General features: G+C 67.2%; 16 protein-coding genes. 10 read left to right on the top strand and 6 right to left on the bottom strand.

The genetic code is table 11. The features are described 5' to 3' along the window. Positions 1-6: 6 nt before the first annotated feature. Positions 7-3,087, bottom strand: coding sequence for an excinuclease ABC subunit UvrA (gene uvrA / locus ACAM55_RS22620; protein ID WP_369653666.1), 3,081 nt, complete (start codon positions 3,085-3,087; stop codon positions 7-9). Positions 3,088-3,105: 18 nt separating this feature from the next. After that, positions 3,106-4,488: a chloride channel protein gene (locus ACAM55_RS22615; protein ID WP_369653665.1), complete on the bottom strand. Its 1,383-nt coding sequence runs from the start codon at positions 4,486-4,488 to the stop codon at positions 3,106-3,108. Positions 4,489-4,621: 133 nt separating this feature from the next. Here ACAM55_RS22615 and ssb point away from each other — a divergent pair, with 133 nt between their 5' ends. Beyond that, positions 4,622-5,173: a single-stranded DNA-binding protein gene (gene ssb, locus ACAM55_RS22610; RefSeq protein WP_369653664.1), complete on the top strand. Its 552-nt coding sequence runs from the start codon at positions 4,622-4,624 to the stop codon at positions 5,171-5,173. Positions 5,174-5,406: 233 nt separating this feature from the next. Further along, positions 5,407-7,281: an ATP-binding protein gene (locus ACAM55_RS22605; protein WP_369656460.1), complete on the top strand. Its 1,875-nt coding sequence runs from the start codon at positions 5,407-5,409 to the stop codon at positions 7,279-7,281. Between the two features lie 10 nt (positions 7,282-7,291). On the opposite strand, the gene ACAM55_RS22600 is transcribed toward ACAM55_RS22605, so the two are convergent. Next, positions 7,292-8,005: a YebC/PmpR family DNA-binding transcriptional regulator gene (locus ACAM55_RS22600; RefSeq protein WP_369653663.1), complete on the bottom strand. Its 714-nt coding sequence runs from the start codon at positions 8,003-8,005 to the stop codon at positions 7,292-7,294. 217 nt (positions 8,006-8,222) lie between these two features. On the opposite strand from ACAM55_RS22600, the gene ACAM55_RS22595 reads away from it, so the two are divergent. Further along, positions 8,223-9,053: an isocitrate lyase/phosphoenolpyruvate mutase family protein gene (locus tag ACAM55_RS22595; RefSeq protein WP_369653662.1), complete on the top strand. Its 831-nt coding sequence runs from the start codon at positions 8,223-8,225 to the stop codon at positions 9,051-9,053. A gap of 265 nt (positions 9,054-9,318) precedes the next feature. Next, a complete protein-coding gene (locus ACAM55_RS22590; RefSeq protein ID WP_369653661.1) occupies positions 9,319-9,699 on the top strand; it encodes a helicase SNF2 in 381 nt (126 codons plus the stop codon). Positions 9,700-9,774: 75 nt separating this feature from the next. Here ACAM55_RS22590 and ACAM55_RS22585 read toward each other — a convergent pair whose 3' ends face one another. Next, positions 9,775-10,719, bottom strand: a complete 945-nt coding sequence (locus ACAM55_RS22585; protein WP_369653660.1) for a hypothetical protein — start codon at positions 10,717-10,719, stop codon at positions 9,775-9,777. 391 nt (positions 10,720-11,110) lie between these two features. Here ACAM55_RS22585 and ACAM55_RS22580 point away from each other — a divergent pair, with 391 nt between their 5' ends. The 3 genes from ACAM55_RS22580 to mnmA all read left to right on the top strand — a co-directional run bounded on the left by ACAM55_RS22580 (position 11,111) and on the right by mnmA (position 13,940). Further along, positions 11,111-11,716 (top strand): hypothetical protein, encoded by a 606-nt coding sequence (locus tag ACAM55_RS22580; RefSeq protein ID WP_369653659.1) that lies wholly within the window; start codon positions 11,111-11,113, stop codon positions 11,714-11,716. 69 nt (positions 11,717-11,785) lie between these two features. Further along, on the top strand, positions 11,786-12,772 hold the full coding sequence (locus ACAM55_RS22575; protein WP_369653658.1) for an LLM class flavin-dependent oxidoreductase: 987 nt from the start codon (positions 11,786-11,788) through the stop codon (positions 12,770-12,772). Positions 12,773-12,821: 49 nt separating this feature from the next. Then, positions 12,822-13,940, top strand: coding sequence for a tRNA 2-thiouridine(34) synthase MnmA (gene mnmA, locus ACAM55_RS22570; RefSeq protein ID WP_369653657.1), 1,119 nt, complete (start codon positions 12,822-12,824; stop codon positions 13,938-13,940). 27 nt (positions 13,941-13,967) lie between these two features. On the opposite strand, the gene ACAM55_RS22565 is transcribed toward mnmA, so the two are convergent. Both ACAM55_RS22565 and ACAM55_RS22560 read right to left on the bottom strand, forming a co-directional pair. Further along, positions 13,968-14,450, bottom strand: coding sequence for an NUDIX hydrolase (locus ACAM55_RS22565; protein WP_369653656.1), 483 nt, complete (start codon positions 14,448-14,450; stop codon positions 13,968-13,970). Between the two features lie 121 nt (positions 14,451-14,571). Next, positions 14,572-15,279: a response regulator transcription factor gene (locus tag ACAM55_RS22560; protein ID WP_369653655.1), complete on the bottom strand. Its 708-nt coding sequence runs from the start codon at positions 15,277-15,279 to the stop codon at positions 14,572-14,574. 388 nt (positions 15,280-15,667) lie between these two features. Between ACAM55_RS22560 and ACAM55_RS22555 the strand changes: the two genes are divergently transcribed. Genes ACAM55_RS22555 through ACAM55_RS22545 form a run of 3 tightly spaced genes read left to right on the top strand, consistent with a single transcriptional unit; the run spans position 15,668 to position 18,588 of the window. Next, positions 15,668-16,810: a Re/Si-specific NAD(P)(+) transhydrogenase subunit alpha gene (locus tag ACAM55_RS22555; protein ID WP_369653654.1), complete on the top strand. Its 1,143-nt coding sequence runs from the start codon at positions 15,668-15,670 to the stop codon at positions 16,808-16,810. Between the two features lie 24 nt (positions 16,811-16,834). Beyond that, entirely contained in the window at positions 16,835-17,164 is a 330-nt protein-coding gene (locus ACAM55_RS22550) for an NAD(P) transhydrogenase subunit alpha (protein WP_307703264.1), read from the top strand. Beyond that, positions 17,161-18,588 (top strand): NAD(P)(+) transhydrogenase (Re/Si-specific) subunit beta, encoded by a 1,428-nt coding sequence (locus ACAM55_RS22545; RefSeq protein WP_369653653.1) that lies wholly within the window; start codon positions 17,161-17,163, stop codon positions 18,586-18,588. The genes ACAM55_RS22550 and ACAM55_RS22545 overlap by 4 nt, the downstream gene beginning before the upstream one ends. The last annotated feature ends 8 nt before the right edge of the window (positions 18,589-18,596 follow it).

Raw genomic sequence — 18,596 nt, 5'->3', positions numbered from 1 at the left:
CGTGGGTTACAGCAAGCGCTTCAGATAGCGCCCTGTGTGGCTCGCTTCATTCGCAGCGATGTCTTCCGGCGTGCCTTCTCCCACCACCGTGCCGCCGCCGGCGCCGCCCTCGGGGCCCATGTCGATCAGCCAGTCGGCCGTCTTGATGACGTCCAGGTTGTGCTCGATCACGACGATGGTGTTGCCCGCGTCGCGCAGCTGGTGCAGCACCTTCAGCAGCAGCTCGATGTCGGCAAAGTGCAGGCCCGTGGTCGGCTCGTCGAGGATGTAGAGCGTGCGTCCGGTGTCGCGCTTGCTGAGCTCCAGCGCGAGCTTCACGCGCTGCGCCTCGCCGCCCGACAGCGTGGTGGCCGACTGGCCGAGCTTGATGTAGGACAGGCCCACGTCGAGCAGCGTGCGCAGCTTGCGCTCGATGGTCGGCACGGCCTTCAGGAACTCGTGCGCGGTCTCGACCGTCATCTCGAGGATCTGCGCGATGTTCTTGCCCTTGTACAGAACCTCGAGCGTCTCGCGGTTGTAGCGCTGGCCGTGGCACACCTCGCAGGGCACGTACACGTCGGGCAGAAAGTGCATCTCGACCTTCACCACGCCGTCGCCCTGGCAGGCCTCGCAGCGCCCGCCCGCCACGTTGAAGCTGAAGCGGCCCGGGCCGTAGCCGCGCTCGCGCGCGGTGTTGGTCTCGGCCATCAGCTCGCGGATCGGCGTGAACAGGCCCGTGTAGGTGGCCGGGTTGCTGCGCGGCGTGCGGCCGATGGGCGACTGGTCGACGTTGATGACCTTGTCGAAATACTCGATGCCTTCGACCGACTCGTGCGCGGCCGGTTCTTCGTGCGCGCGATAGAGCGTGCGCGCCACGGCGGTGTAGAGCGTGTCGTTCACCAGCGTCGACTTGCCGGAGCCCGAGACGCCCGTGACGCAGGTCAGAAGGCCGACCGGGAAGGCGACGCTCACGTTCTTCAGGTTGTTGCCGGTGGCGCCGACCACGCGGATTTCCTGCAGGTCGGTCTGCGAAGCCAGGTGCGCCGCTTCGCGCGCGGCGCGCCGTTCGGCCGCCGGGCTCTGCGGAAAGCGCGAGGCCTTCTTGCCTTCGTTGAAGGCGGGCTTCTTCACGACCGGCAGCCATGCGGTGCGGTGCTTGGGCACTTCGATCTTCTTCGTGCCCGAAAGATACTGGCCGGTCAGCGAATCGGGGTTGGCCGCCACCTGGGCATAGCTGCCCTGCGCCATCACGCGGCCGCCGTGGATGCCCGCGCCGGGCCCCATGTCGATCACATGATCGGCGGCGTGGATCATGTCCTCGTCGTGCTCGACCACGATCACGCTGTTGCCGATGTCGCGCAGGTGCTTCAGCGTGCCGATGAGACGGTCGTTGTCGCGCTGGTGCAGGCCGATGCTGGGTTCGTCGAGCACGTACATCACGCCCGTGAGCCCGGAGCCGATCTGCGAGGCGAGCCGGATGCGCTGGGCCTCGCCGCCAGAAAGAGTTTCGGCGCTGCGGTCCAGGCTCAGGTAATTGAGGCCCACGTCGTTCAGGAACTTCAGGCGCAGGCCGATCTCGCGCACCACCTTGTCGGCGATGTCGGCCTTGGCGCCGCGCAGCTTGAGCGTCTGGAACCAGGCGAGCGAATCGCGCAAGGTGAGGTGGCTGAGCTCGAAGATCGCCATGCGCGGAGGCTCGCCGCCGTCGGCCGGGCGGGCCGATTCGTCGACCAGGAACACGTTGCGCGCCTCGGGCCTGAGGCGCGAGCCGCCGCAGTCTGGGCAGGGCTGCAGGTTGCGGAAGCGCGCGAGGTCTTCGCGCACCATCACCGAATCGGTCTCGCGGTAGCGCCGCGCCATGTTCGGAATGATGCCCTCGAAGGGGTGCTTCTTCGTGAGTTTCTTGCCCGCGAAGTTGCCCGATTCCATGGTGTAGTTGAACTTGATCTCTTCGGCCGCCGACCCGTTCAGCAGCACCTGCTGCACCGAGGCGGGCAATGATTCGAAGGGCGCGTCGACGTCGAACTTGTAGTGCTTCGCAACGCTCTCGATCATGCTGAAGTAGTAGCCGTTGCGGCGGTCCCAGCCCTTGATGGCGCCGCTCGCGAGCGAGAGCGAGGGGAAGGCGACCACGCGCGCCGGGTCGAACACCTCGCGGTGGCCGAGGCCGTCGCAGCTCGGGCAGGCGCCCACGGGCGAGTTGAACGAGAACAGGCGCGGCTCCAGCTCCGACAGCGAGTAGTGGCAGATCGGGCAGGCGAACTTGGCGTTGAACAGGTGTTCCTTGTCGGCCGCGCCCTCGGCGCCAAGCTCCAGCGCAATGGCCCGGCCTTCGGCGAGGCGCAATGCCGCTTCGAAGCTCTCGGCCAGGCGCTGCTGCATGTCGGGGCGCGCGCGCAGCCGGTCGATCACCACGTCGATGTCGTGCTTCTCGGTCTTCTTGAGCTTCGGCAGGTCGTTGTATTCGTACGTTTGCCCATCGACGCGGAAGCGCACGTAGCCGGCAGCCTGCATCTCGGCGAAGAGTTCGAGGAACTCGCCTTTCTTCTCGCGCGCCACCGGCGCCAGGATCATCAGGCGCGGCTCGTCGGGAATGGCCAGCGTCGCATCGACCATCTGCGACACGGTCTGCGCCTGCAGCGGCAGGTGGTGCTCGGGGCAGTAGGGCGTGCCGGCGCGCGCGTAGAGCAGGCGCAGGTAGTCGTGGATCTCGGTCACCGTGCCCACGGTGGAGCGCGGGTTGTGGCTGGTCGCCTTCTGCTCGATGCTGATCGCGGGCGACAGGCCCTCGATCACGTCCACATCGGGCTTGTCCATGAGCTGCAGGAACTGCCGCGCATAGGCCGACAGGCTCTCCACGTAGCGGCGCTGGCCTTCGGCGTACAGCGTGTCGAAGGCCAGGCTCGACTTGCCCGAGCCCGACAGGCCGGTGATCACCACCAGCTTGTTGCGCGGGATGTCGAGGTCGACGTTCTTCAGGTTGTGCGTGCGCGCACCGCGGATGCTGATGCGCTGCTGCGCGAGTACGGCGCCCAGGTAGGCGTCGCGTTCCGGGTTTTCAGTGGCGGGGGATTTCAAGGGGTCGATCGTCCGAGGGCAACCGAGCATGATAGTCCGCCCGCCATTTCATGGCGAGGGGGCGGGTTGTGGCGGTTTCTCGGCAGGGGCTTCCGGCCCGGCCGGGCGCACCGGCTCGGTGCTGCCGATGGCCCTGCCGACCATGTGCTCGGCCAGCGTGTCGTAGAGCGGGCGGCTGATCATGCGGGAAACCAGGCTGGCCAGCATGGCCGCCGCCATCAGGCTCAACACCATCGAATGGCCGTCGACCATTTCCATGACGATGATGAAGGCGGTGAGCGGCGCCTGCGTGACCGCAGCCAGGAAGCCGGCCATGCCCAGCGCGATGAGCGTCGGGCCGAGCTCGCTGCCGGTCAGCCGGGCCACCGCATCGCCGATGCCAGCGCCGATGGACAGCGAAGGCGCGAAGATGCCGCCCGGCACGCCGCACCAGGCGGTGAGCCAGGTGGCGATGAACTTCAGCGCGGTGTAGAGCGGTGTCAGCTCGTCGTGGCCCTGCAGCATCTGCTTGACCGCCTCGGAGCCGGCACCGAAGGTGACGCCGCCCGTAACGAGCCCGATGACCGCCACCGCCAGCCCGCCGCAGGCCGCGAACCGCACCGGAAAGCGCGCCCGCCAGCGGTTGAAGCGTCCGGCCCCGCCGGTGAGCGAAGCGATCAGGAGCCGCGCGAACAGTCCGCCAGCCGCGCCACTCAGCAGCGTGACCAGCAAGCCGGGCCAAAGCGCGTCCCAGCCCAGCCGGGGAACATGGATCACGCCGAAGTAGCTCAGGTTGCCGAAGGCCGAGACCGCCACCAGGCCCGCCAGCACGATCGCCGTGATGATCAGCCCGCTGGAGCGCGCCTCGAGGCGGCCCGACAGTTCCTCGATGGCAAAGACGACGCCCGCCAGCGGGGCATTGAAGGCCGCCGCGATGCCGGCCGCGCCGCCTGCCACCAGCAGGGCGCGGCCGTCGATGGTGGTGTTGGGCGAGAGCCAGCGCCGCGCATGCTGCATCACGCCGGCCGCCACCTGCACGGAAGGGCCCTCGCGCCCGATCGAGAGGCCGGCCGCGAAGCCCGCGGCGCCCAGCCCGATCTTCGCGATCGTGAGGCGCAGCGATGCGAACATGAAGCGCCGTTCCTCGGGCAGGGCCGGGTTCAGCGCGGCCTTGATCTGCGGAATGCCGGAGCCGCCCGCGCCGGGAAAAAACCGCAGCGTGAGCCACACGATGCCCGCCGTGAGCAGGGGGGTCGTGAGCAGCACGGCCCATGGCCAGGCACTGTAGAAACGGTGGAACCCGCCGAAGATCCAGTCGCTGGCAAAGGTGAAGCCCACCACGAAGAGCCCAGCCGCTATGGCATAGCCCAGAACGATCGCCCGGTCGAGCCAGACGCGGCCGCTCGAGAGTTCGGCGCGCAGGTGCTCGAAAAAATCGGGTTCGCGGTTCATGAGAGGAGGGAGGAGGCATTAATTCTGGCATCGGCGCGGGATCGAGGCCCGCGGGCGGCTCGCGCCGGCCTCCATCGGGCACAATCTTGGGTTCTCTTCCTCCTCCTTCATCTACTTATCAGGGGCAGTGCATATGGCATCGGTCAATAAAGTCATCGTCGTCGGCAATCTGGGTCGCGATCCCGAAATGCGTACCTTCCCGAGCGGCGACCAGGTCGCGAACGTCACCGTGGCCACCACCGATCGCTGGAAGGACAAGCAAAGCGGCGAAATGCGCGAAGCCACCGAATGGCACCGCATCGTTTTCAACGGCCGCCTGGCCGAAATCGCCGGCCAGTACCTGCGCAAGGGCTCGCAGGTGTATGTCGAAGGCAGCCTGCGCACGCGCAAGTGGACCGACAAGGACGGCATCGAAAAATACACCACCGAAATCCGCGCCGACCAGATGCAGATGCTGGGCAGCCGCCAGGGCCAGGGCGCTCCGTCGGGCGGTCCCGAGGACGACGGCGGCTACTCGCAAGGCGGTGGTGGTGGCTACTCGCAAGGCGCGGGTGGCGGCGGTGGCGGCGGCTACGCCCCCCGTGCGCCGGCCGCGGCACCCCGTGCTCCGGCGGCCGCACCGCGCCAGGCACCGGCCAAGTCGTCGTCGGGCTTCGACGACATGGACGACGATATTCCGTTCTGAGTTGAATCGACCCATGGCTGAAGCTGTTCCATCGCTGCTCCAGCCGTGCGGCTCGCCGAGGACATTCCCGCTCCCGCTCGCGTTTTCCTGAACCGGATGCAGGCCGCGCGCCGATGAGTTCCGCATTCGGGCGTCGGCTGCACGCGCGGCTGCTCGAGCACTTCTCCAGCGATCGCCTGGCCTCTTTCTGGGCAAGCGGGGTGCTTCTTGTTTCCGTGGCGCTGCTGGTGGCCATGGCGGCCCTCTTTGCCGCACCCGGTGCCGGGAAAGAGCCCTCGGCCATCCACATGACCCATGCCGACTGGCAGGTGGAAGAGGCGCCGGGCTTCCGCGAACCGCCGCTCGCCGTGCAGAGCGACGCCTTGCCGGCCACCTGGCAAACCGCCGAACTGCCCCTGGCCCCGCCCATCGCCCTGCTGCGCCAGGCCGGCGCCAGCGCATCGGCGGGCCCGACCCGCATCACCTGGCTGCGGCTTTCGCCGCGCGGCTTGCCCGGCACTTCGGCGCCGCTCGCGTTGTATGGCGCACGGATCAAGACGGACGGCACCATTGCCGTCTATGCCAACGGGCGGTTGGTTCATCGCGCGCAGGTGCAGGGTCCGTTGTGGAACAGCACCCGCACGCCGCTGTGGATCATGCTGCCCAGGACGCCCGACGGCGAGCCGCTGCGCGAGATCCTCCTTCGGATGGAGCACACGCGAGGCGCGCAGGTGGCGGTTTCATCGCTCTGGCTGGGACCCGCCAGCGCGCTCGAAGGGCGCCATCGGATGCGGCAGTGGCTGCAGCAGGATCTGCCGGCCATGCTCAGTACGGCCTTCATGGCCGTGGGCGTGTTCTCGCTCTTCGTGTGGTTCAGGCGCAGCCACGAGACGGGCTACCTGCTGTTCTTCAACCTGGCGACCACGTCCTTCCTGCGGGGCCTGCATTTCTATGTCGGCGTTCCGGTTGCCAACGACTGGTTTGCCTGGCTCACGGTCAACTCCTTGTTCTGGCTGGTGGCGGTGGTGCACTTCGCGCTGCGCCAGCTGCATGGCCGTCCGCTCAGGTGGCTGAGCTTCGCGGTGGTGGCATGGACGGCGCTGATTGGCGTGCTGACGCTGCCGGGCCTGGCCATGTTGAAAAACACGCCGCAGGTCACGCCGTTGATCTACATCGGCGCGGCATCGATGGGCGTGGCCGTGGCGCTGGTCGGCGGCATCAGCGCCTGGCGCCGCTCCAGCGAAGGGCGGCTGGTGGCGGTCGGCATCGGCCTGTGCGTGCTGCTGGGCGTGTCCGACTGGCTGCTGCAGAACAACTTCATCAGCCCCGAGGGCTGGTACCTGGGCGCCTACACCAATGCGGTCACTTTCAGCGTCTTCGGGGTACTGATGTACCGGCGCTACGTCAGTGCCATTGCCGAGGTGGAGCGGGTCAATGCCAGCCTGGCGCAGCGCCTGCAGGCCCGCGAGGCCGAACTCGAGCGCAGCCACCAGCGGCTGCGCGAGATCGAAAGGCTGCAGACCATCAGCGACGAGCGCCAGCGCCTGATGCAGGACATGCACGACGGACTCGGCTCCTCGCTGATCAGCGCCATCCGATCGGTGGAGGGCGGCGGCATGAGCGGCGACAGCGTTTCGCAGCTGCTCAAGGGCTGCCTCGACGACCTGAAGCTGACCATCGATTCGATGGAACCCCTCGAAGACGACCTGTTGCTGCTGCTCGCGACGCTGCGCTACCGGCTCGGGCCGCGCCTGGAGAGTTCGGGTGTCACGTTGCGCTGGAACGTGGAGGAGCTTCCGGCACTGGACTGGCTCGACCCCACGAGCGCGCTGCAGATCCTGCGCATCGTGCAGGAGAGCATCGCCAACGTGCTGCGCCATACCCGCGCCACGGAGATCCGGGTGGGCACCGTGGCGCAGGAGTCGGGTGTGCGCGTGACCATCGAGGACAACGGCCAGGGCTTCGATGTCGACAAGGCCATGGGCGCCGCCGGTGGGCGAGGCATGCAGAACCAGCTGCGACGGGCGCAGGCCATCAGCGGCGCGGTCTCGTGGCGTTCGGGGCCGGCGGGCACGCTGTTCACGCTGTGGTTGCCGCTGAAGCGCGAGCGGCGGGCGGCGCCGGCATAGGGCTCGCAGCTCAGCCCGCGAGGCCCACGAACACGTTCTGCACGTCGTCGTTGGCGTCGATGGCGGCCAGGAAGACCTCGACTTCTTCCAGGTGCTCGGCGCTCAGGCTGGCCGGGTCGACCGGGTTCTTCGGCTTGTAGCCCAACTTGGCCGACAGCACCGTGAAGCCCTGGGCCGGCAGCGCGCGGCTCACCAGGTCCAGGTCGGTGGGGTCGGTCAGGAACACGGTGGCGCCGCTTTCACCGGCCGGCTCGAAGTCTTGCGCACCCGCCTCGATGGCGGCCACTTCGGCATCGGCGTCCGGGCGCGAGGGCTCGGCTTCGATCATGCCGACGTGGTCGAAATCCCATGACACCGAGCCCGAGGTGCCCAGCTGGCCCTTGCGGAACAGGACGCGCATTTCAGGCGCGGTGCGGTTCACGTTGTCCGTCAGGCATTCGACCATCACAGGCACCTGGTGCGGCGCAAAACCTTCGTAGATCACGTGTTCGAAGTGCACCGCCTCGCCGGTGAGCCCGGCGCCTTTCTTGATGGCGCGGTCCAGGGTGTCCTTGGGCATCGAGACCTTGCGGGCCTGCTCCACGACCAGCCGCAGGCGCGCATTCGAGGCCGGATCGGCACCGCTGCGCGCGGCGACCATGATTTCCTTGGCCAGTTTTCCGAACAGGCGGCCCTTGGCATTGGCGGCCAGGTCCTTGTGTTTTGCTTTCCACTGTGCGCCCATGGCGGATGTTCCTTGTGTTGGGTATGCGGTGTCTTGCCTCGCTTGGCGCCGGGCCGAAGGGCTGGATGACCGGTTTGGGGCAGCTACTGTAGCCGGAGCGCGTGCGGACAGCAGTTTTTTCCAAGTCCTGAAGGCCGCGTGGGCCTACGCTTGGCACGCCTCATCGTCCACAACCTGTTCAGATCACGCCGCCATGTCCTCCATCGACTCACGACAAATGCAAGATGCCGCAGAACTCTTTCATCGGCTGCACGCCGGCCCGCGCCCCCTGGTGCTGGTGAACGCCTGGGACGCGGTCAGCGCCCGCATGGTCGAGCGTGCGGGGGCGCAAGCCATCGGCACGACCAGCGCCGGCATCGCGTGGTCGATGGGCCATGCGGATGGCGAGCGCATGCCGTTGGACGAACTGCTCGCGGCCTGTGCGCGCATCTGCCGCGTGGCGAGCCTTCCGGTCACCGTCGACATCGAACGCGGTTTCGGCGACAGCACCCAGGCCGTGTGCGATGTCGTGCGTTCGCTGGTCGGCATGGGCGTGGCGGGCATCAACATCGAGGACGGCGTGCTGCCGGGCACGCGCCAGCTCGCGCCGCCCGAAATCCTCTGCGAGCGCATCCAGGCGCTGCGCAAGATCGATGCGCGGCTGTTCATCAATGCGCGCACCGACACCTACTTCGTCGCCAACGACGATCCCGCGGCACGCTACCAGGACACGCTGCGGCGCGCCCGGCTCTACGCGTCGGCGGGCGCCGACGGCATCTTCGTGCCGGGCATGGCAAGCCTGGAGGAGATCGCCGGCCTTGCAGCCGCGGTGCCCTTGCCCCTGAATGTGTATGCCGGCCATTCCAAGGCGCCATCGGTCGATGTGCTCGCCGGTGCCGGCGCGCGGCGCGTCAGCCTGGGCTGCGGGCCCCTGCAGGCGGCGCTCGGCGTGCTCGGCCGCATTGCCGCCGAAGCGTTCGACAGCGGCAGCAACGGCGGCTTCCGCACCATGGCCGGCGAGATGATTCCGGCCGGTGAAATCAATGGGCTTTTCGCCGTGCCACGCTGACTTCATCTGCGGTGAGCCCAAAAAGCGCGATGTGGGGGTGCTCGCGAGGAGCGATTGTTTCCGTTCCGTGAACACCGTGGTTCTTTTCGATGAGGGTTTTTACTTAGATGGCGGCGCACAATTCATCTCACAGACCGGCCCCCAAGCCGATCTGGGTGAACAGGGCCCCGAGCGAGGTGGCCGCCCCCCGAAGGGACGGTGACCCACCCAAGACCGGTTCGAAATCATCCAAAGTCAAAACTGAACTGAATTGAAGGAAATCCAAATGACCGCCTCGAAGATCCTCTCCGCCGTTGCTGTTGCCCTGATGGCCGTTGCCGGCGCCGCCCACGCCGAAACCTACGAAGGCGTGCACCAACTGACTTCGGCCGCCAGCCGCGCCGACGTCGCCAGCCAGGCCGTGGTTGCCGCGCACAGCGCCAACCCCTATGCCACCGGCGCCAATGCAGGCCCGGCCCAAGTGTTCGTTTCGTCGACCAGCCGTGACACGGTTCGTGCCGACGCCGTTGCCGCTGCCCGCAGCGCCGACCCGTACGCTGAAGGCGCTTCGTCGGGCGTCGCGCCCATCGTCGCCAGCACGGTCGACCGCGCCACGGTGCGTGCCGCAGCCCGCGCCGCCGCTCGCGGCGACGCACTGCCGCTGTAATCCTCGGCGAGCGTCCGCTCCGAAAAGCCGGCCATGCGAAAGCATGAGCCGGCTTTTTCTTTGCTTTCTTTGCCGTCAGCGAGCAGCCAGCAGCCGCAGGCCGGCAATGAAGAAGGGCGCGCCGTCAGCGGCGGCCGTATCGTGCAGCTCGACGAACCACTGTGCCGGGGTGTCCCGGCCCGTGTCGTCGGGCACGGGCCGCGCGCAAAGTTCGCACGCATAGAGCACACGGCCCACCCGCGCCGTGTCGTCGCGGATCGCGACCGCCTCGTCGCGGCATTCGTCCACCACCGTCCAGCCGCCATCGGGCTCGCTGCGGATCGATTGCCGCATCAGCCGCGCGGTGATGCGCTCCGGCGCCGTGGTGCGCTCGCCCTGGCTTGCTTCGGGCACCGTGGCCAGCAGCCGGAGGTCGAGCGGCTCGCCCACGCGAAAGCCTTCGCCACGCTCCAGCGACAGGTCCTGCAGCGCCACGCGCACCCGGCGGCGCTCGCGCAGCGTCGTCACGACGAAGACCATCGTCAATACCGAGAAGATGCCAAACGCGGGCAGGCCGGTCGCCAGCCAGAGCCACTGCCATCCGCCCGCCAGCGCCCAGGTGATGGCGTTGAACCCGAAGAGTGCGAAGAAAACCAGCACGGCCAGCGCGATCAGCCACGCGATCCAGTCGCCGGCCGACCGGCGCACGCGTTCCGTGACCTGTGGCGCGGCCGACGTCCACTCGGCCGGTTGCACCTCCGCCAGTGGAACCGTGCCGGCCTCGCGTGGATCGGGCCACGGCGACCAGAAATCCGCCGGTGTGTGGTCCAGAAAGATTCGTTGGAAATCGGTCCAGGCCGGAAGGTAGGCCATGGCTGTTTCCTCGCCTTCCACTTCCAGCGTGGCACCCTCGAAACCGCGCGGGTACACGCCGGGTGCCCGGTGGTGCCGCCGTTCCTGCAGGTCGACGATCAAGGTGCTGCCGCCGACTTCCGCGGCCTGGTAGCGGCCGTCGGACGAGACAAAGCCATGGCTTGGCATGTGTCCGGACAAATGGGCAATCAACGCGACGGACGGATGGAGCCGGGCCATGTGGAGCGAAGGGGGAGAGGCGCCGAGCATACCTATCCACCCGGCAGACCTGGCCGTGGCTGATTTGCCACGCCGGCAAATGCTTTCGCATTACAAACCGGTGGCGACTCCCGTCGGCGGGTGCCGTGGTTTCACTACAGCCCGTTACGATGTACCTGCTGCAGCAGGGCCTGAATCGACCGCGGGTTTGATGGGCGCCCGGCACGCAAAGCATCCACGACGTGACCTGCACCCGAGTTTTGAAACAGCCGCCGGCCAGTTCGACGCCGATGCCGTTCAAGCGCGCATCGGCAGCGGCCGCGCGAGACTTCGGGCGCCGGGCGCGCTGAACCGAGCCCGCATGGCACTCACGCTCGACCCCGAGGACACGCGCCGACGCATTCACGACCTGGTGTGGTGCGGCTTCCATCCCGATGGCGACATCGAATGGATGGTCACCGACGAGTACCTCGACCCCGACGGGCTCACGCCCGAGGACCGCGCCTGGGTCAAGGCCGAAGCCGCCCGCGCCTGCGCCGCCAAGCGTGCCGCCGAGGCCGACTGGCCCGCGCAGACCGAGTACGACCGGCTGGAGGCGGTGTTCGCACAGTTGCGTAGCGAAAAGGTCATTGCGCTGCACCGCGCCGGCAACTCGCTGGCCGACGGCCACGATGACGTGCGCGAGCAGTGGCGCGCCGCGGGCCGGCTCGCCTCCGGCATTCGCGGCTGCTGCTTCTATCACTCGCAAGACCTCGATGCCGCCGTGCGCACCGGCCGCCTGCACCTGGCGTTCAGCGGCGGCATGATCCCGGAGATCGACCAGCGGGACGCCAACACCGTCGTGGTCGGCCAGCGCATCGTCGAGCTGCTGCACGCGGCCGGCTTCGATGCGCAATGGAGCGGCAACATCGACGAGCGCATCGAGGCCCGCCTGGGTCAGTGGCGCAAGCGAAGCCCGACGGCGTGAGCGCCGCCTAGCAGAGCACGCAATAGCCTGCACCAGCAAGGACCGCCGGATCGCGCCATCATCCGGCCCATGATTCCGTTCTCGATCCTCGACCTCTCCCCGATCACCGAAGGCAGCGACGCCGCGCAGTCGTTCCGCAACTCGCTCTCGCTCGCGCAGCACGGGGAGAAGCTGGGCTACCGGCGCTACTGGCTGGCCGAGCACCACGGCATGCCAGGCATCGCCAGCGCGGCCACCGCGGTATTGCTCGCCTACATAGGCGCCGGCACGTCGACGATCCGCATCGGCGCGGGCGGCGTGATGCTGCCCAACCATTCGCCGCTGGTGATTGCGGAGCAGTTCGGTACGCTGGAATCGCTGTACCCGGGGCGCATCGACCTCGGCCTGGGCCGCGCGCCCGGCTCCGACCAGCGCACCGCGCGCGCCTTGCGCCGCAATCTCGAATCCGATGCCGACGGGTTTCCGCAGGACGTGGTCGAGCTGATGGACTTCATGTCCAAGTCGCCGCAGCAGCCCGTGCGCGCGGTGCCTGGCGCGGGGCTCGAGGTGCCGGTGTGGATTCTCGGGTCGAGCACCTTCGGCGCGCAGCTGGCCGCGCACCTGGGCTTGCCCTACGCCTTTGCCTCGCACTTCGCGCCGCAGCAGCTCATGCAGGCGATCCAGATCTACCGCGAGACCTTCAAGCCCTCGGCCCAGTTGCAAAAGCCATACGTGATGCTGGGCTTCAACGTGTTCGTGGCCGACACCGATGAAGAGGCCGAATTCCGTGCCACGTCATGGCAGCAGGCCTTCGTGAACCTGCGCAGCGGCCGGCCGGGGCGGTTGCCGCCGCCCGTGGAAGGGTATCGGCAGAAGGTGGGCCCGGCGGAGAACGCGCTGCTCGATTCGGTGCTGTCCTGTTCGGCCGTGGGTTCGCCCGCCAAGGTGCGCGAAGGCGTGCAGGCCTTCATCGAGCGCACCGGCGCCGACGAGCTGATGATCACCTCGCAGGTGTTCGACCACGTGGCGCGGCTGCGTTCCTACGAGCTGCTGGCCGGGTTGCGCGCGCAGGGCTGATTCCCCCACGCCGCCCGCCCTGGCGCGGGGCTGGGACAATGGCGGGCTTATGGCAGCAAAGCAACGGATCGTGGTGGGACTGAGCGGCGGGGTCGATTCCGCCGTGACGGCGCATCTGCTCAAGCAGCAGGGGCACGAGGTGGTCGGCATCTTCATGAAGAACTGGGAAGACGACGACGACAGCGAATACTGCTCGTCCAACGTCGACTTCGTGGACGCCGCCAGCGTGGCCGACGTGCTGGGCATCGAGATCGAGCATGTCAATTTCGCAGCCGACTACAAGGACCGCGTGTTCGCCGAGTTCCTGCGCGAGTACAAGGCCGGCCGCACGCCCAACCCCGATGTGCTGTGCAATGCCGAGATCAAATTCAAGGCCTTTCTCGACCACGCCATGCGCCTGGGGGCCGAGAAGATCGCGACCGGCCACTACGCCCGCGTGCGGCTGAACGAAGCCACCGGCAAGCACGAACTGCTCAAGGGGCTCGATCCGTCCAAGGACCAGAGCTACTTCCTGCACCGGCTGAACCAGGCGCAGCTGTCGAAGACGCTGTTCCCGGTGGGCGAACTGCACAAGACCGAGGTGCGCCGCATCGCGGAAGAAATCGGCCTGCCCAACGCCAAGAAGAAGGACTCGACCGGCATCTGCTTCATCGGCGAGCGGCCGTTCCGCGAGTTCCTCAACCGCTACATCTCGAAGGAACCGGGGCCGATCAGGGACGACCGCGGCCGCAAGCTTGGCGAACACCAGGGCCTGAGCTTCTACACGCTGGGCCAGCGCCAGGGGCTGGGCATTGGCGGCGTCAAGGAGAAGGGCGCGCAGCGCGGCTCGGGCGACCATTCGCCATGGTTCGTGGCGCGCAAGGACGTCGAGAAGAACACGCTGTGGGTGGTGCAAGGGCATGACCACCCCTGGCTGTTGTCGTCTGCGCTGACGGCAGGGGACGCAAGCTGGGTCTCGGGCGAGGCGCCCGCGCCGGGCGGCTACGGGTCCAAGGCGCGCTACCGGCAGGCCGATGCGGCCTGCCAGATGGACGAGATGGAGGACGAGGCCCATGCCGCTGGGGTCTTCGGCCTGCGTTTCGGCGAGCCCCAATGGGCGGTCACGCCGGGACAATCGGCCGTGCTCTACGACGGCGAGCGCTGCCTCGGCGGCGGAGTCATCGTCTGACCGCCTGAAACCGGTGCGCGGCAGCCGTCAGCGCACCGAATCGTGGACGTGGATCAGCTCGAGCGGGTACCGCTGTCCGGCCAGATGGTCTTCGACGCACTGCAGCAGCAGCGGACTGCGATGCCGCGGCACGCTGGCGCGGATTTCGTCGGCGCTCATCCAGACGGTGCGCACAATGCCTTCGTCGAGGGCGCGCCCGGTTTGCTGTGGCCCGAGAACGCCGGCAAAGGCAAAGCGCATGTAGATCACATCGTCTTCGTTTCTGCCCGTCCGATGGCTCGAGCGCGCCATGTAGATGCCGATCAGCGCGGTGGGCGTGAAGGCGTGGGCGGTTTCCTCGAGCGTTTCGCGGGCACATCCTTCGATGGGCGACTCACCAGGGTCGAGGTGTCCCGCCGGCGTGTTGAGCCGGAGGCCCTGGGCCGTGAGCTCCTCGACCAGCAGGAAGTTGCCGTCCTGCTCGATCACCGCGGCCACGGTGACGTTGGGTTTCCAGCGGAATTTCGTCATATGTCGCGCGGGCAAGTGGAGGGAGAGCGATTGGAGACAGTATCGCTCCATAGATTCCCCGCCTGTCAGGCCCGCCGCCGGGCGAGGCGAACGGCTGCGCCGCGCCTTTGCTGTTTTGCCCCTAGCGCGAAAGGCATTCGGCCAGCGCATTGGCCTCGACTACTTCCAGCCGGTAGCCCAGCCCATAGATGGCCAGCAGCAGAAATCCGTTTTCGGGGCGCAAGCCCAGCTTGGTTCGGAGGCGGGACACGTGTGTGTCCAGCGACCGCGAAAGGGCTTCCACCCCGACACCCCACACGGCCTCGTGCAGGTGCTCGCGCGAGAGCATGCGGCCGAGATTCTGGAACAGGAACAATGCGAGTTCGTACTCGCGGTTCTTCAGTTCGACCTTGACGCCCCTGACCTTGAGGGTGCGCGCCTGCGGATAGAAGTGGTAGTCGCCAAACACGAGTTCCGCATCGTGCTGGGATGGATAGGACCGGCGCAGCAATGCATTGACGCGGGCCTCGAGCTCGTTGGCCCGAACGGGATTGGTCATGAAGTCGTCGGCGCCGGCGTTGAGCCCATCGACCGCGTCGGCATCTTCGTGCTGGTCGGTGACGAAAAGAATCGGCAACCGGCTCCTGAGTTCGTTGCGCACCGACCTCACCACATCGATGCCCGGAATGTCGGGCAGGCGCCAATCCAGGATGAGGAGATCGAAGGTTTGCCGGCGCAAGTCCTGCAACAGGATTCGCCCTTCGGTGTATGGGTAGCATTCGTGTCCAAACCCCGCCATGGCCTGGCTGAGAGCCTGATCGTCCTCGTGCTCAAGTACCGCAATACGCAATTCCGTGCCCCCTTCAGGTTGACAGCCTCTTCGAGCCGCCGAATAAAAGGAAGTCTATCGATCTACGTGTCCGTGAAGGTCTGGGTGGATGCAGCAAATGCACAATATCGACGATATTCGGAGAAATTGCATGCACTTGGCGACAAATGAAAAATAATTGACATTTTTCGCGGATCGATGCGCCGGGGCCGGCGAACGCAATGGAGCGCCGCGCGCGGCGGGATTCGGTCCGGGTTTCGACGCCCGCTAGCATTTATGTAGCTGCGAATGCAATGACGGCGGTCATCAGGAGGCGAATCGGCATGCAGATTTAGGCGACAGTGACACCTGTAATCTTGCTGTAAGCTCTGCCCGCGTTCCGTATTGCCCTTGCCCTGAGGAGATCTCTATGCTGATAGGCGTGCCTGCCGAGACGACGGCCGGCGAAACCCGTGTGGCCGTTACGCCCGAGACGGTAAAAAAACTTGTCGCCACGGGGCACGCGGTTCGCGTGCAGTCGGGGGCGGGGATTGCGGCCAGCGTCACCGATGCCGCCTACCAGGCCGCCGGTGCCGAGATCGTCGATGCGGCGGGCGCCTTCGGGGCCGACATGGTGCTCAAGGTGCGCACGCCCGGCCAGGCGGAAACCGCGCTCATGAAGCCGGGCACCGTGGTCATCGGCATGCTCAACCCGTTCGATGCGGCCGGCCTGCAGCGTCTGGCCGGTGCCGGCCTCACGGCGTTCGCGCTCGAAGCCGCGCCGCGCACCACCCGCGCCCAGAGCATGGACGTCCTCTCATCGCAGGCCAACATCGCCGGCTACAAGGCCGTCATGATCGCGGCCGACAAGTACCAGCGCTTCTTTCCCATGCTGATGACCGCCGCCGGCACCGTGAAGGCGGCTCGCGTGGTCATCCTGGGCGTCGGCGTGGCGGGCCTGCAGGCCATTGCCACCGCCAAGCGCCTGGGCGCCGTGATCGAGGCTTCCGATGTGCGCCCGAGCGTCAAGGAACAGATCGAGTCGCTCGGGGGCAAGTTCATCGAGGTGTCCTATGACACCGACGAAGAGAAAGAAGCCGCGGTCGGCGTCGGCGGCTACGCCAAGCCCATGCCCGCCAGCTGGCTCGCGCGCCAGCAGGTCGAGGTGGCCAAGCGCGTGGCGCTGGCCGACATCGTCATCAGCACCGCACTCATCCCGGGGCGCGCCGCACCCACGCTCATCACCGAGGACATGGTCAGGTCGATGAAGCCGGGCTCGGTCATCGTCGACATCGCGGCCGGCAAGGGCCCCGACGTGAACGGAGAGATGAAGGGCGGCAACTGCCCCCTGTCGGAAGCCGACAAGACGGTGGTCAAGCACGGCGTGACCATCGTGGGCGAGACCAATCTTGCGGCGCTGGTGGCGGCCGACGCGTCGGCGCTCTATGCGCGCAACGTGCTCGACTTCCTCAAGCTCATCGTCACCAAGGAGGGCGGCCTGAAGATCGACCTCGAGGACGACATCGTCGCCGCCTGCCGCGTCGCGCACGACGGCCAGGTCACGAAGAAATAAGCGGTCACGCGAGGAGAACAAATCATGGATCCCGTTTCCCACACCGTCATCAACCTCATCATCTTCGTGCTGGCCATCTACGTGGGCTACCACGTGGTGTGGACCGTCACGCCCGCGCTGCACACGCCGCTGATGGCCGTGACCAACGCCATCTCGGCCATCGTGATCGTGGGCGCCATGCTGGCGGCCGCGCTCACCGAAACCACCCTGGGCAAGACCATGGGCGTGCTCGCGGTCGCCCTGGCGGCGGTGAACATCTTCGGCGGCTTCCTCGTCACGCGGCGCATGCTCGAGATGTTCAGGAAAAAAGAGAAAAAGGCCGCACCGAAGGCTGAATCGGGAGCCGCCCAATGAGCATGAACGTCGTCACGCTGCTGTACCTGGTTGCCAGCGTCTGCTTCATCCAGGCCCTCAAGGGCCTGTCCCATCCCACCACGTCCATCCGCGGCAACCTCTTCGGCATGGCCGGCATGGCCATCGCGGTGGTGACCACCGGCGCGCTGATCTACAAGATCGCGGGCGGCCACCTCGTGGGCCTGGGCTGGGTGCTGCTGGGGCTGGTGGCCGGTGGCGGCTACGGCGCCTACCGCGCCAAGACGGTCGAGATGACCAAGATGCCCGAGCTGGTGGCCTTCTTCCACAGCATGATCGGCCTGGCGGCGGTGTTCATCGCGGTGGCGGCCGTGGTCGAACCCGCGGCTATGCTCGAAGGCATCGCCAAGGGCGCGCCCATTCCCGCCGGCAACCGGCTCGAGCTGTTCCTGGGCGCGGCCATCGGCGCCATCACCTTCAGCGGCTCGGTGATTGCCTTCGGCAAGCTCTCGGGCACCTACAAGTTCCGGCTGTTCCAGGGCGCGCCGGTGCAGTTCGCGGGCCAGCACATGCTGAACCTGGTGCTCGGCCTGGCCATGATCGGCCTGGGGCTGGTGTTCATGTTCACCGAAAGCTGGCCGGCCTTCTTCGCGATGCTGGCGCTGGCCTTCGTGATGGGCGTGCTCATCATCATCCCGATCGGCGGCGCCGACATGCCGGTGGTGGTGTCGATGCTCAACAGCTACTCGGGCTGGGCGGCCGCGGGCATCGGCTTCAGCCTGAACAACGCGATGCTGATCGTGGCCGGTTCGCTGGTGGGCTCTTCGGGCGCGATCCTGAGCTACATCATGTGCAAGGCCATGAACCGCTCGTTCTTCAACGTGATCCTGGGCGGCTTCGGCGGCGAGGCGGTCAGCGCGGCCGGCGGCGCGAAGGAGCAGCGGCCGGTCAAGAGCGGCAGCGCCGACGACGCGGCCTACATGCTGTCCAACGCCGAGACCGTGATCATCGTGCCGGGCTACGGCCTGGCGGTGGCGCGTGCCCAGCATGCGGTGAACGAGCTGGCCGAGAAGCTCATCCACAAGGGGGTGACGGTGAAGTACGCGATCCACCCGGTGGCCGGACGCATGCCGGGGCACATGAACGTGCTGCTGGCCGAGGCCGAGGTGCCCTACGACCAGGTGTTCGAGATGGAGGACATCAACGGCGAGTTCGCGCAGGCGGACGTGGCGATCATCCTGGGCGCCAACGACGTGGTGAACCCGGCGGCGCTGCAGAAGGGCACGCCGATCTACGGCATGCCGATCCTGGAGGCCTACAAGGCCAAGACGGTGATCGTGAACAAGCGCTCCATGGCGGCGGGCTACGCGGGCCTGGACAACGAGCTGTTCTACATGGACAAGACCATGATGGTCTTTGGGGATGCGAAGAAAGTAGTGGAAGATATGGGCAAGGCCATCGAATAGGCAGAGGG

This window comes from Variovorax sp. V213, from assembly GCF_041154455.1.
Classification (GTDB): Bacteria; Pseudomonadota; Gammaproteobacteria; order Burkholderiales; family Burkholderiaceae_C; genus Variovorax.
The sequence above is the reverse complement of the archived record's forward strand: the minus strand, read 5'-3'. Positions and strand labels throughout refer to the sequence as shown.

Excerpts from the sequence above, each read along its gene's own strand:
- uvrA (WP_369653666.1), bottom strand. The coding sequence starts at position 3,087 with ATGCTCGGTTGCCCTCGGACGATCGACCCCTTGAAATCCCCCGCCACT.
- ACAM55_RS22615 (WP_369653665.1), bottom strand. The coding sequence starts at position 4,488 with ATGAACCGCGAACCCGATTTTTTCGAGCACCTGCGCGCCGAACTCTCG.
- ssb (WP_369653664.1), top strand. The coding sequence starts at position 4,622 with ATGGCATCGGTCAATAAAGTCATCGTCGTCGGCAATCTGGGTCGCGAT.
- ACAM55_RS22605 (WP_369656460.1), top strand. The coding sequence starts at position 5,407 with ATGGCGGCCCTCTTTGCCGCACCCGGTGCCGGGAAAGAGCCCTCGGCC.
- ACAM55_RS22600 (WP_369653663.1), bottom strand. The coding sequence starts at position 8,005 with ATGGGCGCACAGTGGAAAGCAAAACACAAGGACCTGGCCGCCAATGCC.
- ACAM55_RS22595 (WP_369653662.1), top strand. The coding sequence starts at position 8,223 with ATGCAAGATGCCGCAGAACTCTTTCATCGGCTGCACGCCGGCCCGCGC.
- ACAM55_RS22590 (WP_369653661.1), top strand. The coding sequence starts at position 9,319 with ATGACCGCCTCGAAGATCCTCTCCGCCGTTGCTGTTGCCCTGATGGCC.
- ACAM55_RS22585 (WP_369653660.1), bottom strand. The coding sequence starts at position 10,719 with ATGCCAAGCCATGGCTTTGTCTCGTCCGACGGCCGCTACCAGGCCGCG.
- ACAM55_RS22580 (WP_369653659.1), top strand. The coding sequence starts at position 11,111 with ATGGCACTCACGCTCGACCCCGAGGACACGCGCCGACGCATTCACGAC.
- ACAM55_RS22575 (WP_369653658.1), top strand. The coding sequence starts at position 11,786 with ATGATTCCGTTCTCGATCCTCGACCTCTCCCCGATCACCGAAGGCAGC.
- mnmA (WP_369653657.1), top strand. The coding sequence starts at position 12,822 with ATGGCAGCAAAGCAACGGATCGTGGTGGGACTGAGCGGCGGGGTCGAT.
- ACAM55_RS22565 (WP_369653656.1), bottom strand. The coding sequence starts at position 14,450 with ATGACGAAATTCCGCTGGAAACCCAACGTCACCGTGGCCGCGGTGATC.
- ACAM55_RS22555 (WP_369653654.1), top strand. The coding sequence starts at position 15,668 with ATGCTGATAGGCGTGCCTGCCGAGACGACGGCCGGCGAAACCCGTGTG.
- ACAM55_RS22550 (WP_307703264.1), top strand. The coding sequence starts at position 16,835 with ATGGATCCCGTTTCCCACACCGTCATCAACCTCATCATCTTCGTGCTG.
- ACAM55_RS22545 (WP_369653653.1), top strand. The coding sequence starts at position 17,161 with ATGAGCATGAACGTCGTCACGCTGCTGTACCTGGTTGCCAGCGTCTGC.